This is a genomic window from Pseudomonas sp. F01002 (assembly GCF_004402115.1).
In the GTDB taxonomy this organism is placed as follows: Bacteria; Pseudomonadota; Gammaproteobacteria; order Pseudomonadales; family Pseudomonadaceae; genus Aquipseudomonas; species Aquipseudomonas frigoris.
Window position 1 is genome coordinate 142,230 of sequence record NZ_SOPU01000005.1, and the last position, 17,230, is coordinate 159,459.

17 protein-coding genes and 1 pseudogene are annotated in these 17,230 nt (G+C 53.4%); 7 read left to right on the forward strand and 11 right to left on the reverse strand.

Annotation, left to right across the window (positions count from 1 at the left end):
* Positions 1–91 precede the first annotated feature (91 nt).
* Positions 92–661, reverse strand: a complete 570-nt coding sequence (locus tag E3W21_RS04530; RefSeq protein ID WP_129436782.1) for a YceI family protein — start codon at positions 659–661, stop codon at positions 92–94.
* 206 nt (positions 662–867) lie between these two features.
* Here E3W21_RS04530 and E3W21_RS04535 point away from each other — a divergent pair, with 206 nt between their 5' ends.
* Positions 868–1,623, forward strand: coding sequence for an SDR family oxidoreductase (locus E3W21_RS04535; RefSeq protein WP_134418593.1), 756 nt, complete (start codon positions 868–870; stop codon positions 1,621–1,623).
* Between the two features lie 157 nt (positions 1,624–1,780).
* Entirely contained in the window at positions 1,781–2,188 is a 408-nt protein-coding gene (locus E3W21_RS04540) for a MerR family transcriptional regulator (RefSeq protein ID WP_134418594.1), read from the forward strand.
* Here E3W21_RS04540 and E3W21_RS04545 read toward each other — a convergent pair.
* The 6 genes from E3W21_RS04545 to E3W21_RS04570 all read right to left on the reverse strand — a co-directional run bounded on the left by E3W21_RS04545 (position 2,115) and on the right by E3W21_RS04570 (position 8,180).
* On the reverse strand, positions 2,115–3,146 hold the full coding sequence (locus E3W21_RS04545) for an NAD-dependent epimerase/dehydratase family protein (RefSeq protein ID WP_134418595.1): 1,032 nt from the start codon (positions 3,144–3,146) through the stop codon (positions 2,115–2,117). The genes E3W21_RS04540 and E3W21_RS04545 overlap by 74 nt on opposite strands.
* Positions 3,147–3,234: 88 nt before the next feature.
* Positions 3,235–3,975 carry a transporter substrate-binding domain-containing protein gene (locus E3W21_RS04550; RefSeq protein ID WP_129436784.1) on the reverse strand — a complete coding sequence of 247 codons (741 nt, stop codon included), beginning with the start codon at positions 3,973–3,975 and terminating at the stop codon, positions 3,235–3,237.
* A 160-nt stretch (positions 3,976–4,135) separates the two neighbouring features.
* Positions 4,136–4,831, reverse strand: coding sequence for a phosphoribosyltransferase (locus tag E3W21_RS04555; protein WP_129436785.1), 696 nt, complete (start codon positions 4,829–4,831; stop codon positions 4,136–4,138).
* A 245-nt stretch (positions 4,832–5,076) separates the two neighbouring features.
* Positions 5,077–5,724 carry a hypothetical protein gene (locus E3W21_RS04560; protein ID WP_134418596.1) on the reverse strand — a complete coding sequence of 216 codons (648 nt, stop codon included), beginning with the start codon at positions 5,722–5,724 and terminating at the stop codon, positions 5,077–5,079.
* A 627-nt stretch (positions 5,725–6,351) separates the two neighbouring features.
* Positions 6,352–6,795, reverse strand: coding sequence for an arsenic resistance N-acetyltransferase ArsN2 (gene arsN2 / locus E3W21_RS04565; protein ID WP_129445039.1), 444 nt, complete (start codon positions 6,793–6,795; stop codon positions 6,352–6,354).
* 26 nt (positions 6,796–6,821) lie between these two features.
* Positions 6,822–8,180, reverse strand: a complete 1,359-nt coding sequence (locus tag E3W21_RS04570) for an MATE family efflux transporter (protein WP_134418597.1) — start codon at positions 8,178–8,180, stop codon at positions 6,822–6,824.
* Between the two features lie 271 nt (positions 8,181–8,451).
* On the opposite strand from E3W21_RS04570, the gene E3W21_RS04575 reads away from it, so the two are divergent.
* Together E3W21_RS04575 and E3W21_RS04580 are read left to right on the forward strand one after the other, a co-directional pair.
* Positions 8,452–9,129, forward strand: coding sequence for an AAA family ATPase (locus tag E3W21_RS04575; protein WP_134418598.1), 678 nt, complete (start codon positions 8,452–8,454; stop codon positions 9,127–9,129).
* Complete coding sequence (locus tag E3W21_RS04580; protein WP_134418599.1) at positions 9,126–10,745, forward strand: AAA family ATPase; 1,620 nt, start codon at positions 9,126–9,128, stop codon at positions 10,743–10,745. The genes E3W21_RS04575 and E3W21_RS04580 overlap by 4 nt, the downstream gene beginning before the upstream one ends.
* A gap of 100 nt (positions 10,746–10,845) precedes the next feature.
* On the opposite strand, the gene E3W21_RS04585 is transcribed toward E3W21_RS04580, so the two are convergent.
* Both E3W21_RS04585 and E3W21_RS04590 read right to left on the reverse strand, forming a co-directional pair.
* Entirely contained in the window at positions 10,846–12,231 is a 1,386-nt protein-coding gene (locus tag E3W21_RS04585) for an IS4 family transposase (RefSeq protein WP_134418600.1), read from the reverse strand.
* Between the two features lie 219 nt (positions 12,232–12,450).
* A complete protein-coding gene (locus tag E3W21_RS04590) occupies positions 12,451–13,530 on the reverse strand; it encodes a hypothetical protein (RefSeq protein ID WP_134418601.1) in 1,080 nt (359 codons plus the stop codon).
* Positions 13,531–14,176: 646 nt separating this feature from the next.
* On the opposite strand from E3W21_RS04590, the gene E3W21_RS04600 reads away from it, so the two are divergent.
* Complete coding sequence (locus E3W21_RS04600) at positions 14,177–14,449, forward strand: hypothetical protein (protein WP_046056783.1); 273 nt, start codon at positions 14,177–14,179, stop codon at positions 14,447–14,449.
* 144 nt (positions 14,450–14,593) lie between these two features.
* On the opposite strand, the gene E3W21_RS04605 is transcribed toward E3W21_RS04600, so the two are convergent.
* Positions 14,594–15,448: a LysR substrate-binding domain-containing protein gene (locus tag E3W21_RS04605; protein ID WP_134418603.1), complete on the reverse strand. Its 855-nt coding sequence runs from the start codon at positions 15,446–15,448 to the stop codon at positions 14,594–14,596.
* A 104-nt stretch (positions 15,449–15,552) separates the two neighbouring features.
* Here E3W21_RS04605 and E3W21_RS04610 point away from each other — a divergent pair, with 104 nt between their 5' ends.
* Positions 15,553–16,215 (forward strand): FMN-dependent NADH-azoreductase, encoded by a 663-nt coding sequence (locus E3W21_RS04610; RefSeq protein WP_134418604.1) that lies wholly within the window; start codon positions 15,553–15,555, stop codon positions 16,213–16,215.
* A gap of 52 nt (positions 16,216–16,267) precedes the next feature.
* On the opposite strand, the gene E3W21_RS04615 is transcribed toward E3W21_RS04610, so the two are convergent.
* Positions 16,268–16,612, reverse strand: coding sequence for a cupin domain-containing protein (locus E3W21_RS04615; protein WP_134418605.1), 345 nt, complete (start codon positions 16,610–16,612; stop codon positions 16,268–16,270).
* Between the two features lie 336 nt (positions 16,613–16,948).
* Here E3W21_RS04615 and E3W21_RS31660 point away from each other — a divergent pair.
* A pseudogene (locus E3W21_RS31660) lies at positions 16,949–17,230 on the forward strand (glutathione-dependent formaldehyde-activating protein); the annotation flags it as partial.

Below are 17,230 nucleotides of genomic sequence, written 5' to 3' on the forward strand. Positions count from 1 at the left end.
GCACCGCGCGGGAGCGTGGGAATGATCGTCGGCCGCCATTGATGAGCCCGCCTCATGACTCGCAATGACCACTTGGGACCCCGCATGCGTGTTACCGCTGCGGCGCAACCATCCGAAACCGGATATTGATCTTGTCGGAGACGACACCGTCGGCCCATTCGCCCTCACCGACTTTGAAGTCGCTGCGCTTGAGCGTTAACTGCCCATCGAAAATCCCGATGGCGTTCTCGGCCTTCAAGAGGACCGGCACCTCCACTTCACGCGTGATCCCCCTGAGCGTGAGTTTGCCGGTGATCGAGTAACGGTTGTTGCCCAGTACCTTCACGCCGGTCGACACAAACTTCGCCACAGGATACGTTGCCGTGTCGAACCAGGCCGGTTTTTTCAGTTCGCTGTTAGCGTCGCTGCTTCCGGCATCGATGCTGTCGAGCTGGATGGTGAGCGCGGCCCGGCCTGCTGATGGTTTTGCCGTGTTGAAATCAAGCGTGGCCTCGAACTTGCCGAACGTGCCGTATACCCGCGAGGAGAACTGTTTATACGTGAAGGAGATCGTGCTTGCGGTTTCATTGACCTGCGTGTATTCGACCGCCTGGACGCAAGGCATCGCGCCGAATGCAAGGGCGGCAACCAGCACGGCGCAGGTCGGGAATCGGTGTTTCATGGGATTCTCCGGTTGGGCTCCCGTCATGAGCTGAGGCGCCGTACATGTATGCCAGCGATAGGTGGACTAAAGCAAACAAACGCCGTTAATTCCACCTGCCGCTCAGACTTCCGACCACCTGTCGGCCCACGCAAGTGTCCGCCCCGATAGGGCCGCTGTCCGGGTGTTTAATGACTGTCCCAACACACCGCATCGGGAGACCGGCCATGAAATTCGTCATCATTGGAGGAAGCGGGCTGATCGGCAGCAAAGTCTGCAAGAACCTCCAGGACCTGGGGCATGAAGTCATATCAGCATCACCGAGTACCGGCATCAACGTCATCACCGGCGAGGGCCTGGCGGACGCGCTCAAGGGCGCCGACGTGGTGGTCGACGTGGCCAACTCCCCCTCATTCGAGGATCACGCGGCGTTGCATTTCTTTGAGACCGCCGGGCATAACCTGTTCGCTGCCGAGAAGGTTGCCGGCACCAAACACCATGTTGCCCTGTCAGTCGTCGGCACCGAACGGATGCTCGACAGCGGATATTTCCGAGCCAAAATGGCCCAGGAAAAACTCATCAAGGCATCGGGTGTTCCCTACACCATCCTGCGCGCCACGCAGTTCTTCGAGTTCATTGGTGCCATTGCTTACTCAGGTCGCGAGGACGGCAACACCATCCATTTATCGTCCGCCGCGTTGCAACCGGTGGCCTCGGTGGATGTCGCGGCCGCACTGACGGCTATCGCTCAAAAAGCGCCGATCAATCAGACCGTGGAAGTGGCCGGGCCGGATCGCCGACCCATTGTCGAATTCGTGAGTGAGTACCTGAAACATACCAAGGACCCGCGCGAAGCCGTCTCGGATGACACGGTTCCTTACTTCGGCGCCCCGATCAATGACAAGTCCCTCACGCCAGACGATAACCCCATTGTCGGAGCGACCCGGTTTGAAGATTGGCTAGAGATCGCGCATCCCTCTTGAGGTCGCGAGTGGTGGTGATCAGCGGGGCCCGCGACGCTGAACCCGCTCTCGCCGTCAGACATCACCCATTCACAGGCAACGGCTTGCAAGCAAATCGGGCTGCGATAGGATGACACCCGGATTTTCGATAGCGACTCGCGTGGCGAAAGGATTGCTGATGTTCATTGGAAGACTCGCCGGGCTCACCGGCTGCACCCCGAAAGCCATTCGACTTTACGAACAGATGGGGTTGATCCCGGAACCGGATCGTCAGGGTCGATATCGCGTCTACACCTCACATCACCTCACGCTCGTGCGCCTGATCCGCCGGGCACAGGTCGCTGGTTTCAAGCTCGCCGAAATGGTGCCTCTCATCGCTGCCAAGAACACATTGAAAGCCTTTCCCTTGGAATTGGCCAACGAGGCGATCGACCTCAAGCGCCAGCAAATTTCCGAAAAAATAACCGACTTGCTAGCCTTGGCTGGTCATCTCAGCGAACTCAAAAGCGAGATCAATTCACTCTTTGAACCGGGCGCAGTGATAACGCCTCATAGCGATGCGTCGAGCGCTGGCCTAGATAGATGAACGCCGATTGCAGGGCAACTTGCGGCGCTCGTGGACGGAAGCCCAATTCGGTCCTGGCCTTGGTGATGGCGTATTCCTGCTTGACGCCGTGGAACATCCTGACCTGACTGAGCAACAGTTGAGCTGGCCGACCGGTCAGCCCGGCCCAACGCTCCTGCGTCCACGCCAAAGCGACCAACAGCCATTTGGGTGCTGGCGGTGGTGGGCGATAGCCCGGTGAAACCACGTTCGCGGCATCAATGATCTCGGCCAGTGAAGAGGACCGCTCATTCGCCAGAATGTAGCGCTGCCCTGACCGGCCTTTTTCTGCCGCGAGGATCATCCCCAGCGCGACATCTCGCACGTCGACAAAATTGAAATGAAAGCCTGGGTCCAGAGGCATTTGCCGCCGTCTGACCGAATCGACAAACCTCATGGTGTCAGTCAGCTTGGCCGCGTTGGGACCGATCATCGCCGAGGGCAACACCGCGACCATCCAAAGATTCAGGGCCTGCGCCGTACGCCAGGCCATTTGCTCCGACAGGATCTTGGACGCGTAATAGGCATTCTCGTCCTCGTCATTCCAGTGCTCTTCATCGAGCGCCTGCCCGTTCTGACCGATGGCCGCAACGGAACTGACATACACCACGCGCTTGACCCCAGCCTTCGCCGCCGCCTGCAAAACGCGACGTGTTCCTTCCACATTCGGTTCGATAATCTCGGCGTACGGATGCCTCGCCCAGTGCTTGAACACCGCCGCAACCTGAAACAACAAGTCCACCCCGTTCAACGCCTCGAGCATGGCCGCTTCGTCGAGCAGTTCGGCATACACCCTTTCGCAATCCAGCCCCTCGAACGCTGCCGAATCGTTCACATCACGAACCCCGGCGCGGACTCGGTAACCCTGATCGAGCAAGGCTCTGACCAAGGTATTGCCCAAATGCCCATTGGCGCCCGTGACCAAACATAACTGACTCATACAACTGTCCCCCTCGCTTGAACAAACATCCGTTTTGGCGAGGACGACCTTAGGCTCTATCCCGTGGGACAGAGTCAATATCAGCGGATCAAAAGATCGCAGCCTGCGGCGCCACCGTGACATCCGCCTGACCGCTGGCCTTCAGTGCCGCGTGCACGAACCCTTCTGCTTTTTTACGCTCCACAAATGCCCTCACATAAGCAGCACCTGCCTCTCGATCTCGAGGCACAGCCATTGCCTGGCGAATGGCCGTGAAGGCCCCTTCAAGCACGCGATAACGCGGGTCAGCATCGGCTACTTTCTGCAACGGTTGGCGCACGCCTGCCGCGGCATCCAGGTCCTTGTCGAAGAACAAGTCGACCGCAGCGGCGGAGGTTTCCGCCCGCGCCAGCTGCGCGTGTTTCAAGGTGCGCGCGAGGAACAGGTCATAGGCCGCACCCTTGCCGACCGCCAGCCGCAATCCTGGCTGATCGAGATCTTCGACGGCCACGAAGGGCGAATCGGCCGCTACCAGGTAAGTGCCTTCAATGATCACGTAGGGCGCACTGAACGCGATCTGTTGCTCGCGCACGGGCTCGATGGCAAGGAACGCAAGGCTCCAGGCCCCCTCCTCCAGCGCGGCAAACACTTTACCGGCGGCGTCGAACGTCACCATCTCCAGACGCACGCCAAGCTCTTGCGCCAGTGCCTTGGCCAATGCGACGGAGACGCCTTGTGGCGATCCATCCTGGCCCTGCTGAGCCAATACCGGATTACCGAAATTGATCGCTGCACGAAGGACGCCTTGCGGGGCGAGATCTTCAAGCACTGCGGGGGTGATAGCACTCATCATTTGCTCCAGGTAGCGCGGGTCAGGTTGCGCTCCTGCGCCACCGTGATGAAAAGATCCAGGCTCGTGAGGTCGTATCGCAATGGAAGAATCCTTGACTCGAGAACGCTGAGTGAAGCACGCCAGGCAACGCGTTATCCAGTGAAGGCTCTGATCTTTATCAACTATGACCGGAGCGTTGCTGTGCGGCGCTGGACTCTCGCTGCCACGCCCGCTGCAACAGCTTGATGACCTCTGCATCCGAGGTCTGGGTAAAGTCCATGTACCAACGGCTGATCGACATCAGCCAGTCGGGAATGAGCGGGCATATCAGCTCATCCACCTCGCGGCGTAGCGCCTCCGCCGTTTCTATCGGTGCCACCGGCACGGCGACGACGATACGAGACGGCGCTTGCGCACGCACCGCGTGGATCGCCGCCATCATCGAGGCGCCTGTCGCCAGGCCGTCGTCGATCAGGATCACCACCTGATCCTTGAGTTGCACAGGCGCGCGCGTTCCCCGGTAAAGCTGCTCGCGACGTAGCAGCTCCCGGGTTTCCCGTGCGACCACGTCATCGAACGTAGCCGGGTCAATCGGGTGAACCCGCAGTGCATGTTCATTGAGGATCTGTATGCCGCCACTGGCGATGGCGCCCATGGCAAATTCTTGATGAGACGGAACGCCCAGCTTGCGCACCACCATCAGGTCCAGACGAACGTCCAGTGCGGCGGCCACTTCATAGGCCACCGGCACACCGCCACGGGGCAAGGCGAGGATGATGACATCGGGGCGATGAGCGTATTTGAGCAGCGGTTCCACCAGACGTCGCCCGGCCGCGGCCCGGTCCTGCAGGATGGTGGGCGATGAGGGACTCATTTGAAAACCTCCTCAGGCGATCACGCCTGTCGGTTCGCATCACACGGTCACTCAGGATTGTCGGTCTGACGGTGGCTGACATCAAGCTCAGCCATGACGCACGCGCCCGCCGATCGCATCGCCGGCGTCAGCGCGAATGACTCAAAAAAGCGACCTCCCTGATGCAGGACTTTATTGTCACCTGCACTAAGAAGGTCGCACCTGTCAGCTACGAATAAGCCCTAAGGCTTACACGCGGAATCGGCCTAGCATGCGCTCGCTACTGTCCGTGGAGAAATAACGACGGAGTCCTGTCGTTTCACACGCTGAGTCAAAACCAGCATCGTCAGGAAACCCAGTGCAATCAGTACCGGATACGCCATCAACAGTTCGGAAAGGGAGTATTTCCAGGCCAACGGGCGCCCGACCCCCAGCATGGCCGCATACATCCAGGACACGGCCGACAGCGAGCCGCAGAACAGCGCCAGCATCCGTGCGCTGAAGCCAAGATTGAGCAACGAGCCTGCCTTTTGCAGCGCGGGCAATACCAGGCGATGCAACAAGAGGCCGTTGTAACTCAGCAACACGACAATAATCACTTTGGCGTGAAGCTGTGGATTCATAAAGTAATTCATACCTTTTTCCAGGTAATCAATACCGATGATAGCGATACCAGTCACCCACAATGCTATCAATGCAACGATGACAGACTTCTGAAGACTTTCCATGTGAGCATTATCATGCTCAGTGAATGTTTTTCGTTTTAACAAGTCTCTAACCATCGCAATATCACTGGTCAACACCAAACCAATGGCCACACAACACGACACTAAATGAACGTAAATAACGCCCAACCGCAAAAACTCCATGCACTCTTTATTTTCGAGCAGGCTCATAATTGTATTTATCGCCACGGTACTTTCTCCACCTTATTCGATAGTACAGATCGATATTTAACAGGGCATTCAACACTTCGAAACCCTGCGCGATCTTACTTTTATAAGATATGCCAACTCATAGACTTGGCACTGCTTAGCCCATTGATTCGCCTGGCAAATCAATGACCGGCTTATTTATTGCCTCCTGAATTTCGGGTAAAAAAATCCCCATTAGCATTCAATGCACATGAGGTTAATTTTCCACTTCTTTTCTGCGGCTGCAGGAGCAGGTCTTGGGTGACGTGCTGCAGGATCAAAGGCCAGGGATCCTGGAATGTTCATTTTTTGAGCAACCCACCGACAAACGGCGGTTATTGTGAACGTCCCACACGCCGGTACTAACGTATCAACTTCTCTGTCAGCCCCATGACAACTGGGCTGGTGAATTACAGGGGTTTCCAACATTGTTTATTGGATCCATTAGTTGTTAGGTAACTTACGAAAAGTTTAATAGCGAGCTGCTCGCATTTAGGACCTGTCCCCACTGAAACAGTCATACTTTTACCATTCCACTCGTCGAGGAAGGGATGACAACATCGCCAGCGCCAATACGGGAGCCAAATTTGTCGTTTTTAGATGAGTTGTTCGAGCAACATCGCCGGTCTATGGAACCGGCGCACTTAATGTTTTTCGTAGATAGCTCGCAGACGCCGGACATAAATGTTTGAACTGGGCTGTTTGGGTGATGGCAACAGGTGCCGCCTGTCTGTCGAACTGTTCATAACCATTGGCGGTAAAAAAACCGGCTGCCCCTTGGGTCAACAAATGCAGTCGAAGCGCGCCTTGCGAGGCCGCACACTGTTCCAATGCAAGTAACACGGCTTGGCCCAACCCTTCTCCACGACGCGCTTCACACACCACCATTGAACGAAGCAACAGGTCGGGAGCCGAACCCTCCAGCCCTCCAAAAGCCACCCATTTCCCCGCCACTTCGAAACGGTAAAACTGCCGGCCTGGTTCGCTGACATCATCGCAGGGCAATGCTGCCTGACGCAGGGCATCACGGAGCTGATCCAGACCGTTATCGTCTACTTTAATCATCTGCATGTTCAGCACCGTTACCTCCTGCCCGCCTACACCAACCGCTCAATTTTCTGATGCTGCCAGACCATTTTGTAATACGCCGTCTGCAACACCAGCATCCCCAGATACGCCACCGGAAACGCCATCCACACCCCTTGCAACCCGAAGTGCCCGTCCAGCACATACGCCACCGGCAACTGCACCCCAACCACACAAATAATCGAAATCGCCATGGGCACCAGAACCGAGCCGCTGGCGCGCATGATGCCGCCGACAATCGCCTGGAAGCCGAACACCAACAGACTCCACAGCATGATGTGCAACAGGTGTTCCGCCATCGCCCGGGTGGAATCATCCGTGAGGAACAACCCCAGCAACCAGTGCGACAACAGGTAACCCAACACCACCAAACCACCGGTCAGGCACACGTTGATCAACAGCCCCGTGCGCAAAATCGGCCCCATCCGCTCAAGCCGCCCTGCCCCAATCGCCTGAGCACCGAGGATCGACGCCGTGATCGCAATCGACAGCGCCGGAAACTGCACGTAGTTGACGATCTGCGTCACCGCGCCATACGCCGCCGTCGCCTGCGAACCGTGCTGATTCACCAGCGCCAGAATCACCAGCTCCGACACCGACAACACCACCATCTGCAACCCGGTCGGCAACCCGATGCGCAACACCTTGCCGAGAATCACCAGGTCCAGCCGCATCGCCGCAAACATCTCCCGATCCGGCGCCAACGGATGCCCCTTGCGAATCAACCGCCACGCCAGCCACCCCATCGCCGACAAATTACCCGCCAACCCCGCATACGCCGCACTCTGAATCCCCATCATCGGCAACCCGAACCAACCCCGAATCAACGCCGGCGTCAGCGCCAACCCGATACAGGTCGACACCACCAACGCAATCAGCGGCGACACCGTATCGCTCACCCCGCGCAGCAGTTGAGTGAACAGCACGTAGACCAGCAGCGACGGCATGATCCACATCATCACGTGGGCGTAGGACACGGCGTCGTCGATAACGTCGGCCGGTGTGCCGAGGCCTTCCAGGGCTGGCCTTGCGAATACGCTGCCGAGTACTGCCGCTGTCAGGCCGATCATTGCGCCTAACAGCAAGGTTGTGCCGGCGATGGTCTTCACCAGATGCGGTTCACGCGCGCCCCAGGCCTGGCCGATGAGCACGCCAGCACCCGCGCCGAGGCCGATGACCAGAGCGATGAAGAAGAAGACGATGGGGAACATGCCGGAGACGGCAGCCAGGGCTTGGGTGCCGAGCATTTGGCCGATGTAGATGCTGTTGATGGTGCCCGACATGGATTGGAGGAAATTGGAGAGGACCATGGGGGCCAGGAAAAGGAGGTAGGTTTTCCAGAGAGGGTGTTGGGTGGCGGGGCTGTGCATGGGTGGGTCTCGGGGCGGCAGGTGATCGCAGTTGGAGGAGTCTACGTCATAGGGAAATATCATCGCATCGTAAAAATCTGTCTGCGGCATCTTATTTAAATACCAAAATCACGCTTAGCGACTACTTTGAGTAATGGCTCATAGCGCCGTGATTCACGAGACGGTTAGATTTTTTCGATAAAACGAAGATGGCACCAGTGCGCTGACGCATATGCACCCTTTTAAAGCCAGGCAATTCACAAATATCGCCATATAACAAAAAGGACTTTAAATGATCAAATCAATAACAACACTACAAAACTTTGGAGTCTTCGCTAATTACACAAAGCCAAAGGAACTCGAAGAGTTTGCAAAATACAATTTAATTTACGGCTGGAACGGCAGTGGAAAATCGACCCTTTCAAAAGTTTTCGAGTGCGTATCTAAAGGGCATATTATAGCTGACTTCCCTGACGCAACCCTTAAAATGGATACCGACATCGGTATAATCGATAACAAAAATCTAATAAAACAAGATCTAGATATTTGCGTCTTCAACTCAAACTTTGTTAAAGAAAACATAAATTGGGACAGCTTAGTTAGGAGTATTCTTCTAATATCCAAAGAAAAGATTGAAGAAAAGAAAATTTGGAAAGAGAAAAAGGATACTCACAAAACCAAATCCGATCTACTGGAAGAAAAAACACGAGAAAAACAAACCCTCGACGACAACGCCCAAAAGCTACTCAGCGGAATAGCAAAAAATATAAAAAACCGCTTTCAGATTCTCGACAGCACGGACAGCTACTTCGTCAATTACAATAGAAGCAAGGTACAATCAAAAATAACCACGCACTCGTCTGAAATAGAATCCGGCAGACTACTACTTCAAACAGAAATGTTGGAAAAAACACAACAAGCAGTTTCGCCAAAATTTAAAAATTCGGTCCAGCATTCAATCCCCCAATAAATCAAGAAAACTTTACGCAGACGGCACAACGTCTGAATTCATTATTTAAGGAAACTGCTACATCGACTTCTATTGACCATTTGCTTGAAAACCCACATATACAATCCTGGATCGAAACAGGACTTGAAATACACACAAACAATACGACCTGCGAATTCTGCGGACACTCCATTTCCACCGAACGATTAAAAGCGCTCAACGAACACTTTAGCGAATCATTTAAAATCTTCAAAACCCGCCTCAACAGCGCAACCCAATGGATACAGAGCAATACCATTTCAAATCCTCCAAGAATATCCATCGCAGACTTGTATGAAGAATTTGCAACTGATATTCCAAAATTAGAAGACGAGGTAGAAGACGCAATAACTTCACTGAACCAATGCCTGCAAGAATGGCAGATAGTGCTAGGCAAAAAAATAGACAACCCTTTTGACACACAGCTTGTGATTGAAACACCCTCCAGCTCAATATTCGAGACACTTAATAGCTCAGCAACGGCCATCAATAAAAAGATAACTGCACACAATGACAAAGCCGAAAACTTCAACAACGAGATTGCCAGCGCTAAAACTGCACTGGAACTGCATTTTTTAAGCGAAGAAATTCGCGACTCTGATTTCAAAAAAATTGAAGATAGCTCCAAATCATTGCTAACTCCTATTGCAGAATTAGGCAAAGAAATTCAGACTCTAAACTCAGAAATCAACGAACTTGAGAAGCAACTCAACAATGAAAGCATTGGCGCCGAAAACTTTAATGATGCACTGCATCGCTTTCTTGGAAGAGACAGTATTTCTCTGCGTTTCGACACAACACAAAAAGGTTACAAAATTTTAAGAATCCCTGAAAATCTACCAGCGAGAAACTTAAGCGAAGGTGAAAAAAACGCAATCGGCCTCATCTATTTTCTAACGAAACTATCTGAAAATGAACGCGACATAAAAAACTCAATCGTGGTTTTCGACGACCCTGTTTCAAGTTTCGACTCTAACAATCTTTTTAACGCGCATTCTTTTTTGCGAGATCGCTGCCAAGATGCCAAGCAGTTGTTTCTTCTTACCCACAGTTTCAACTACTTTAAACTGGCACGTGACTGGCTAGGAGGAAAAAACAAAAAAACGGACGCTGCGCACTTGCCAATAATAAAATCTAGATTTTACAGCATAGATGCTTCCCTCGCAGCACCACGCGTAGCCTCTCTGAAAAATGCTCCGTCATCGCTTACGAACTTCAATTCCGAATACCATTTTCTTTACTCAACACTGAGGCAGCACTTAGAAACACAGACCTTATCAATGGAAGTTTCTTTCTCTGTTGCAAATATGTCACGAAAACTCCTAGAAGCGTTTTTAACATTCAAATTCCCTCATGGTCGCGGAGACTTCAGGAGTCTTATGGACCAAGCAATAACAGAACCCGCAAAATGCGATAGAATTTATAGATTCATAAATAAATACTCGCACAACCAAGTAATCGAATTCGACGACAGTGCTGCTGACAATATAGCTGCGGAATCAGAATACATCGTACGTGATATTTTTGAAGAAATTAAAAAGTTAGATGCAACGCATTACGCTGGAATGGAAAAAGCTTTAGCCGCCCAAACTGCGTAATCACAAGGACGAACAAGGGACGGGGTTGCTTCTGGTATATTTTCCACCAAGCAAACCCGTCATTTCCTCCCTGATAAAAGGTGACAGATCTGAATGGCACTTACTTAACATGTTTTGCGTGCCCATTTTTCCTGACATCTGCCCTTGCTGACCGACGCGGTTTGGTCAGCAAGGGGTAGGCTTCAGGTCTTCGTTTTATGGCTCGCGGCTCGATACGACCAGGCCGATTCCCGACGCGCCTCTGAGCAATCAACATCAATAAATTCGACAGACCATCTTCGTCTTCGAGGCCGCCATATTGTCGCAACGCCAGCCATAGCTGAAGGCTGTGTTTGAAGCTCAGTTCGCGAGGCAAGCAATCCGCTAACAGAGCCGATTGTGCCATGAGCATTCGGATCAGATTGTGTGCCAACAGATAGACCCATAACTCCTTGACTGCCATGCCTGGGGTTTTGCAGCTCAACTTTCCAAGTCCCAATGTAGCTTTGAGATTGCGCAAATCCAACTCGACATGCCATCGTCCCTTGTACAGCGATTTGAGGGCTGTTTTTGGTGTCTGCTTCGGGCAATGCAACGTGGTCACCAAAGTCTTTCCACCCGCCTTCAGCTCTCGCACTGTCAGTCTTTCAGTCGCCTGTTCGTAATGCGTTTGACTCATCCACGGTGGTCTCCTTGCAGGCTTTTTCAACTCGATCAGGTGATCTTCCGAACCGAGACTTTGACCCAGGCGAAAGTCGGTGCTGCGCCGTCGAGCACCGTATTGTTCGAACACGCCATCGATACCTCGTCGCTGCAACTCGCACAGCAGGAAATAGGTGGCGTAGTAAGCGTCGCCCAATAAAATGTCGCCTGTTTTCAGCGTATCGAGCATTGATCTGAGCAGCGTTTGCTCATCGCCGCCCTTGCCTCGGAAACGCCCAAGGGCGGCATCCAAGACGGCGCCGCTGGAAAGGCAAACGATGCCAACCACGCGACACAGGGGAAAACCCAGACCGACTTTCTGACCGCGTGACTGCGGATAGGCACCCTGATTGGCCGCTGTGTCGGGCATGCTGACCGTCGTACCGTCCACCAAGCGTACAGGCCGCCCCATCCAGCGCCACGACGAGGGTGCGTTATCACTTATCGAAGCACCGGTGTGCCTGACCAGCGTAGAAACCATTTCCACAGGTAGGCGTTTTCTGGCTTTGCAGTAGGCGCCCGTGCGAGTGCTACTGGGCTTCATGCCGCCACATGACCGTTTAATCGACAAGTCGTTGACGGCGTTCTGGCAGGAACGGTCGGCACTCATTGCTTGAGCCAGAAACATGGACAGCGTTTCAGTCGGTGGAAACAGGCGCTCCCGATACTCCGGCATTGCAGACTCGACGCGCTGCAACAGTTCGGGCGCGGTGAGAAGGTTGAAAAAAGCATAGGCATCACAGTTCGAAGCGTGTCGATGAAAACGTTGCTGTTGATGCTGGAGAATTTGACGTCTACGATTCATTGGGGCTGTGTCCTTGGTTTGTCGGCGTGTGTTCGCAACTATCACCGTAGACCAAGACCAGCCCTTCTTCATTTTTTGCTTTCAGCTCAAGTGGTTAGCGGCTAAGTAAGTGCCATTCGTGACAGATCTATTTATAAATAAATCAGCCCCCTTTGCTTTTCTATTTTTTCTCATAACTCCTAACTCATAAAACGTATTGCTTTCACTCTCTATGAAACGCTATGCTAAAAGTGATTTTTCCATCATTTCTCTTATTTTTTTATCCAGCCGACATAGCGGGGACATCTGATGATTCAACATCCACTCAATAGGATAATCACCCAATGGAAAAAGTTCATCTTCAATCATTATATTTCCCCATCGCTGATTATTTATAAAGGGAATGTCGATGTACTGGAACTTACGCGGCTCACCTTTCAAAGAAAAGCACACTTCAAATTTCAGGCAGTCTGAACGCGACATCTCCAGAACTCCTGATTGCGTTGCTAGCTCATACGCTTCCATAGGACTCAGCTTTCTCAACCCCTCAAACTTCAAACCTCGCCCCAAATAAGGCCTATTAAAATGAGTGAAGCAATTATCTATATACTCAACAAACTCATCAAAATTAGATATGTCGCCCTCAAAAGTTGGGCAGTTATGGAACGTGTACTCGGTATGCCTTAGCTTCTCCATAAGTTTTTCTACAGTTCTGAAGGTAGCCTTGGCGTAGAAGTCATTGTTTAACTTTCCATCTGTATCGTAGAAAGACACTTCGACGCGATCCCTAACATCGGGCTCATGGATTCTAGAGTCTGGAATTCTCAACTTGAACTTGTGATGGCTGACCGCGTTGCGTAGTCGTGTTATAACCCTGCTAACTGTTGGTGTTTCGCTGCTCTCGTCTTTAATTATTTCAAACTCATCAAAAAACCACGCTGACTTAATTTCATCGCTGCTCTTTTTTGGTAGCTTGTCGCCTACTATTTCTTTGGCTATGCCCAAATTCATAGTCATATAAGCAGCAAGAGAACCGAGCCCCATGGGAAACTTTATGTTTCGCACCGCCTGCTTTTCGTTCGGATTATTCTGCCTACCAGTAAGTACCTTAGGTAAATCATCCACTGTGTTGATCAGGTTTAGGGAGTGTAAATAATCAATGTAAATATCTTTAACGGACCGGTTTTGCTCTCTAACATCCAAAATAGCGGACTGAAAAATCTCTAAAAACCTCATGGTACAATGATAGCTAGTCATCAGATCTAAGGCTTCGAGTCTCGGATCTAGATCATCGCTATCAAATAGTTCTTTCAACGTCATATAAAATTCCTTTTTAGTTTCGCGGATTTAACGGTTAAGAGTTAGGCTGACATCTTCACTAGTAGCGTGTGTCATCCATACAATTCATGCTTGGAACAATGATAGCCTGTAGCCATATGCATCAAGCTTACTGAATTTATCTCTGGAAGAACAGAGTTCGCGACATGACCTACTTCGGCAACCGGCAGACCGTGCTGAGGTGAGGTGAGAATAATTTTTTGTATTGGTGAGGTTGCCGAGTCGCATTTTATCGTTGGCCCGATATGTTGCATGGTAATGAACACCTGCTCTTGCCGATAGCAGTCGCTCACGGAAGGGGCGTAACGGTCCTAGGACCACCATAAAAATTCCTACACAAACCTCGGAATCCCTCACCTTTCCCGCCGTTCTGACGAGGCCTATAGTCCATCTCGTCGCCCAAAATGGCGATTCGGGTTTGGCGACCCGAGATACGAATGCGAGGGCCGCCTGCTCATTTGCAGGCGTCGTCGCAACTGCAAAACCGCTGTACTTTGGCGGTTGCGCGCGGGAGACCTTCGGGTCTGCCGGTTTTCGTTCCCGGTTCGCCAACCTGCGCGCAACTGCCACCCTATTCGTTTGGCGACGATCTGTTGGCGGTCTCATCTAACTGAACGAGATCTCACCTATGGAAAGATACATGCCCCTCACCGGAATCGACCTGATCCCGGCTTCCCTGCTCATCGACACCCAAGCCCCACTCGACGTCCTGCAAGCCATGGCCGATTACCGCATCCGCACGGTCACGCAGGTGCTGGAAAACATCGCCTACCGCGCCGAACTCGGTTGCGACACGGTGGTGTTGAAAGACTTTTCTCAGCTGTTAGTCATTCCGTTACGCGACGGCTGTGACTTGATGGACGTGATCGGTCGACGCTTACGAGCGCAGGTGAAGGAGTAAGTAAAAACGGGCGCCTCAATGGGCGCCCGTTTTTTTGTGTCCATGATCAAAGCGGTTCACCAACATCCAACAGAGGGCTGACCTTCCCTCAGGAAGGCAAAGACCGCATACACAAGTCGTTCAAGCAGCCCCTTGAAATGACAATCAAGCCCTCCGCTTAGAGCAGTACTCCACAATAAGCTGAGTCACCGCCGCCACAATCGCCTGATCCGCGTCAGGCGAGGTGAACAGCCGACATTGCGCATCGGGCAAATCCGGCAACCCTTGTTCTGCCCCAATAACCGCCAGTCCTTGCCCCAACTGACTGAGTGGCATGGGCGCTACCGCGAAGCCTGCCAGGGCCGCCGCCCGCAACCCGGCGGTGCTGCTGCACAACATCGCTGTGCGTTGGGCAATCCCCGCTTGCGCCAACCTCGTCAGCGCGGCCTCGCGATAAGGGCACGGCTCGGGGAACAGGGCCAGCGGCAACGGCGTGGGTAACCGGGCGACGGGTTGCGCCGACCAGGCCCACACCAGCGGTTCTTGCCATAGCAACAGCCCTGCTTCGCTGGTTTCGCACAGCGAACCGATGACGACCTCCAGATGCCCTTGCTTCATCAGCGCCAGCAACGTACCCGGAATGTTCACCTGCACCTCGATCTTCATGCCGGGGTACTGCGCTGCGAAATCCTGAACAGTGCGCAGTAATCGAGACTCGACAAAATCTTCGGACACCCCGATCCGCAGCCGCCCGTGAAACGGCGTGCGTGTCAGGTCTGTCCAGGCATCACGGTTCAGCGCGAGGATCGTGCGCGCATAAGAGACCAGGCGCTCGCCATCGGCCGTCAGTTGCTGGGAACGGGTGGTGCGCGTCAACAGGGGTTTACCAATCTGTTCTTCCAATCGGCGCACATGGCCACTGACCGCCGACTGAGTCAGGTGCAGCTTCTCGGCTGCACGGCTGAAGCCGTCTTCATCGACGACGGTGACAAATGTCTTGAGCAGCAGAGCATCGAACATAGTTTTATACGTGATCAATCGAGTAGGAATTTACGATTTATATTTCAAATCCAACTATGTTGCAATGCTCCCACCTGCCCTGCCCCCATCATTCGAGGTGTGCCATGACGACTCTTCTGCATATTCAATGCTCTCCACGCAAGCAGCGTTCGGCTTCCCTTGAAGTCGCCCGCAGCTTCATTGCGCGTTATCAAGCGAACACCCCGGACACCGAAATCATCACCCTCGACCTCTGGAACATGGCGCTGCCGGAATTCGATGAGCGGGCCATGGAGGCCAAATACGCCGGGCTCAATGGCACGCCGTTGACCCCCGCACAGCAAGACGCCTGGAACACGTTAAAAGAGTTGGCCAGTCACCTGCACCGCGCGGATGTACTCGTGATGTCCGTACCGCTGTGGAATTTCAGCATCCCGTACAAACTCAAGCACTTCATCGACCTGGTATCGCAGAAAGACATCCTGTTCAGCGTTGACCCGGAACGCGGTCTGGAAGGCATGTTGCACAACAAACTCGCCGTGGTGATGTACGCCCGCGGCCTGGATTTTTCGGCGCAGTCGAGCACACCGGCGGAGCGCTTCGACTTCCAAAAGCCCTACGTGGAAGCCTGGCTGAAATTTATCGGCGTCACGGATGTGCACTCGGTGATTGTGGAGAAAACCATCCTGGGGGAAGACGTTGATCGGCGCGCGCGTGAGGACGCGACTCAGCAGGCCAGGCGCCTGGCAGACAGTTTGTCGCTGACGCTTCAGGCCCACTGCTGTTGAGGCAAGCCTTGACTTGAGACCGGCTAATGGGTGGTCCCTTTTGGTCCCGTGCTTACTCTTGCCGGACAATATCGACCGAGATCTCCACCGCCGCTATCGTGCCTCTGTTCTCAAGCCAGTGTGTGGTGTTCCTGTCCTCGGGCCAGCCCACTCCCGGCCCGTAATCCGTGGCGACTCCATTTCGATGGTCAGTGATCGTTCCTTGCAGAATGTAGACGGTGCCTGGTCTGTCGATATGGTTGTGAATCGGCCCGAAGACGCCTCCGGGCTCGATGGTCACCTTGCGCATTCTGAGTTGGCGCCCTGCCATACCCTCGATCTCAGGGCCCAGGTCAATCGTTGCAAGTAACTTCACGGTAACGCCTTTCGTTTCAGGTGCCGCCTGTTCGTTGTTCATCGCGCGCTCCTCTTTGTATATACAGGGCCTAACTAGAAGTAGAGACCCTAAAAGGAGTGATCAGTCGGGAGGCGACAAAGGGTCGATTGCGGCCACTCGCGACAGGCTGTTATCGCGCTCGAGGCGCCATCGCAGACTATTCTTGATCTGGGTAACCGACCGGTCGCACCGAAGGAGGTCACTCGTTTATGCACTGTGTCCTTTCGAAATTCGCCGCGGTTCGATCTGATGCATGAAGGCAAATCGATCCGCGCCGTCATCGAGCTCCGATGATCTACCGGTCTGGGGCAAGGCCCCAGGCACTTTTGTCTGACACCCTGAAACGGAGACGCCAGCATGAGCACCTTGCAACTTCACCCTGCACTGGACAATGGTATCCAACCCGCCGCCGCGAACTTCGCAGGTGGCACCCTGCAATGCCTGTGTGCGACCGACAAGGTCGAGGTCAAGATCGACGCACAAACCCTGCATAACCACGCGTGCGGCTGCAGCAAATGCTGGAAACCACAAAACGCGACATTCGCCGTCATCGGCGTGGTGCCTCGAGATTAGGTCAGCGTCATTGCCCACGGCGAAAAACTGGAAATTGTCGACGAAACCGCCACCATCCAGCGGCAC

Bases quoted from the DNA above. Each gene is read 5' to 3' on its own strand.
- E3W21_RS04530 (WP_129436782.1), bottom strand. From the start codon at position 661: ATGAAACACCGATTCCCGACCTGCGCCGTGCTGGTTGCCGCCCTTGCA.
- E3W21_RS04535 (WP_134418593.1), top strand. From the start codon at position 868: ATGAAATTCGTCATCATTGGAGGAAGCGGGCTGATCGGCAGCAAAGTC.
- E3W21_RS04540 (WP_134418594.1), top strand. From the start codon at position 1,781: ATGTTCATTGGAAGACTCGCCGGGCTCACCGGCTGCACCCCGAAAGCC.
- E3W21_RS04545 (WP_134418595.1), bottom strand. From the start codon at position 3,146: ATGAGTCAGTTATGTTTGGTCACGGGCGCCAATGGGCATTTGGGCAAT.
- E3W21_RS04550 (WP_129436784.1), bottom strand. From the start codon at position 3,975: ATGAGTGCTATCACCCCCGCAGTGCTTGAAGATCTCGCCCCGCAAGGC.
- E3W21_RS04555 (WP_129436785.1), bottom strand. From the start codon at position 4,831: ATGAGTCCCTCATCGCCCACCATCCTGCAGGACCGGGCCGCGGCCGGG.
- arsN2 (WP_129445039.1), bottom strand. From the start codon at position 6,795: ATGCAGATGATTAAAGTAGACGATAACGGTCTGGATCAGCTCCGTGAT.
- E3W21_RS04570 (WP_134418597.1), bottom strand. From the start codon at position 8,180: ATGCACAGCCCCGCCACCCAACACCCTCTCTGGAAAACCTACCTCCTT.
- E3W21_RS04575 (WP_134418598.1), top strand. From the start codon at position 8,452: ATGATCAAATCAATAACAACACTACAAAACTTTGGAGTCTTCGCTAAT.
- E3W21_RS04585 (WP_134418600.1), bottom strand. From the start codon at position 12,231: ATGAATCGTAGACGTCAAATTCTCCAGCATCAACAGCAACGTTTTCAT.
- E3W21_RS04590 (WP_134418601.1), bottom strand. From the start codon at position 13,530: ATGACGTTGAAAGAACTATTTGATAGCGATGATCTAGATCCGAGACTC.
- E3W21_RS04600 (WP_046056783.1), top strand. From the start codon at position 14,177: ATGGAAAGATACATGCCCCTCACCGGAATCGACCTGATCCCGGCTTCC.
- E3W21_RS04605 (WP_134418603.1), bottom strand. From the start codon at position 15,448: ATGTTCGATGCTCTGCTGCTCAAGACATTTGTCACCGTCGTCGATGAA.
- E3W21_RS04610 (WP_134418604.1), top strand. From the start codon at position 15,553: ATGACGACTCTTCTGCATATTCAATGCTCTCCACGCAAGCAGCGTTCG.
- E3W21_RS04615 (WP_134418605.1), bottom strand. From the start codon at position 16,612: ATGAACAACGAACAGGCGGCACCTGAAACGAAAGGCGTTACCGTGAAG.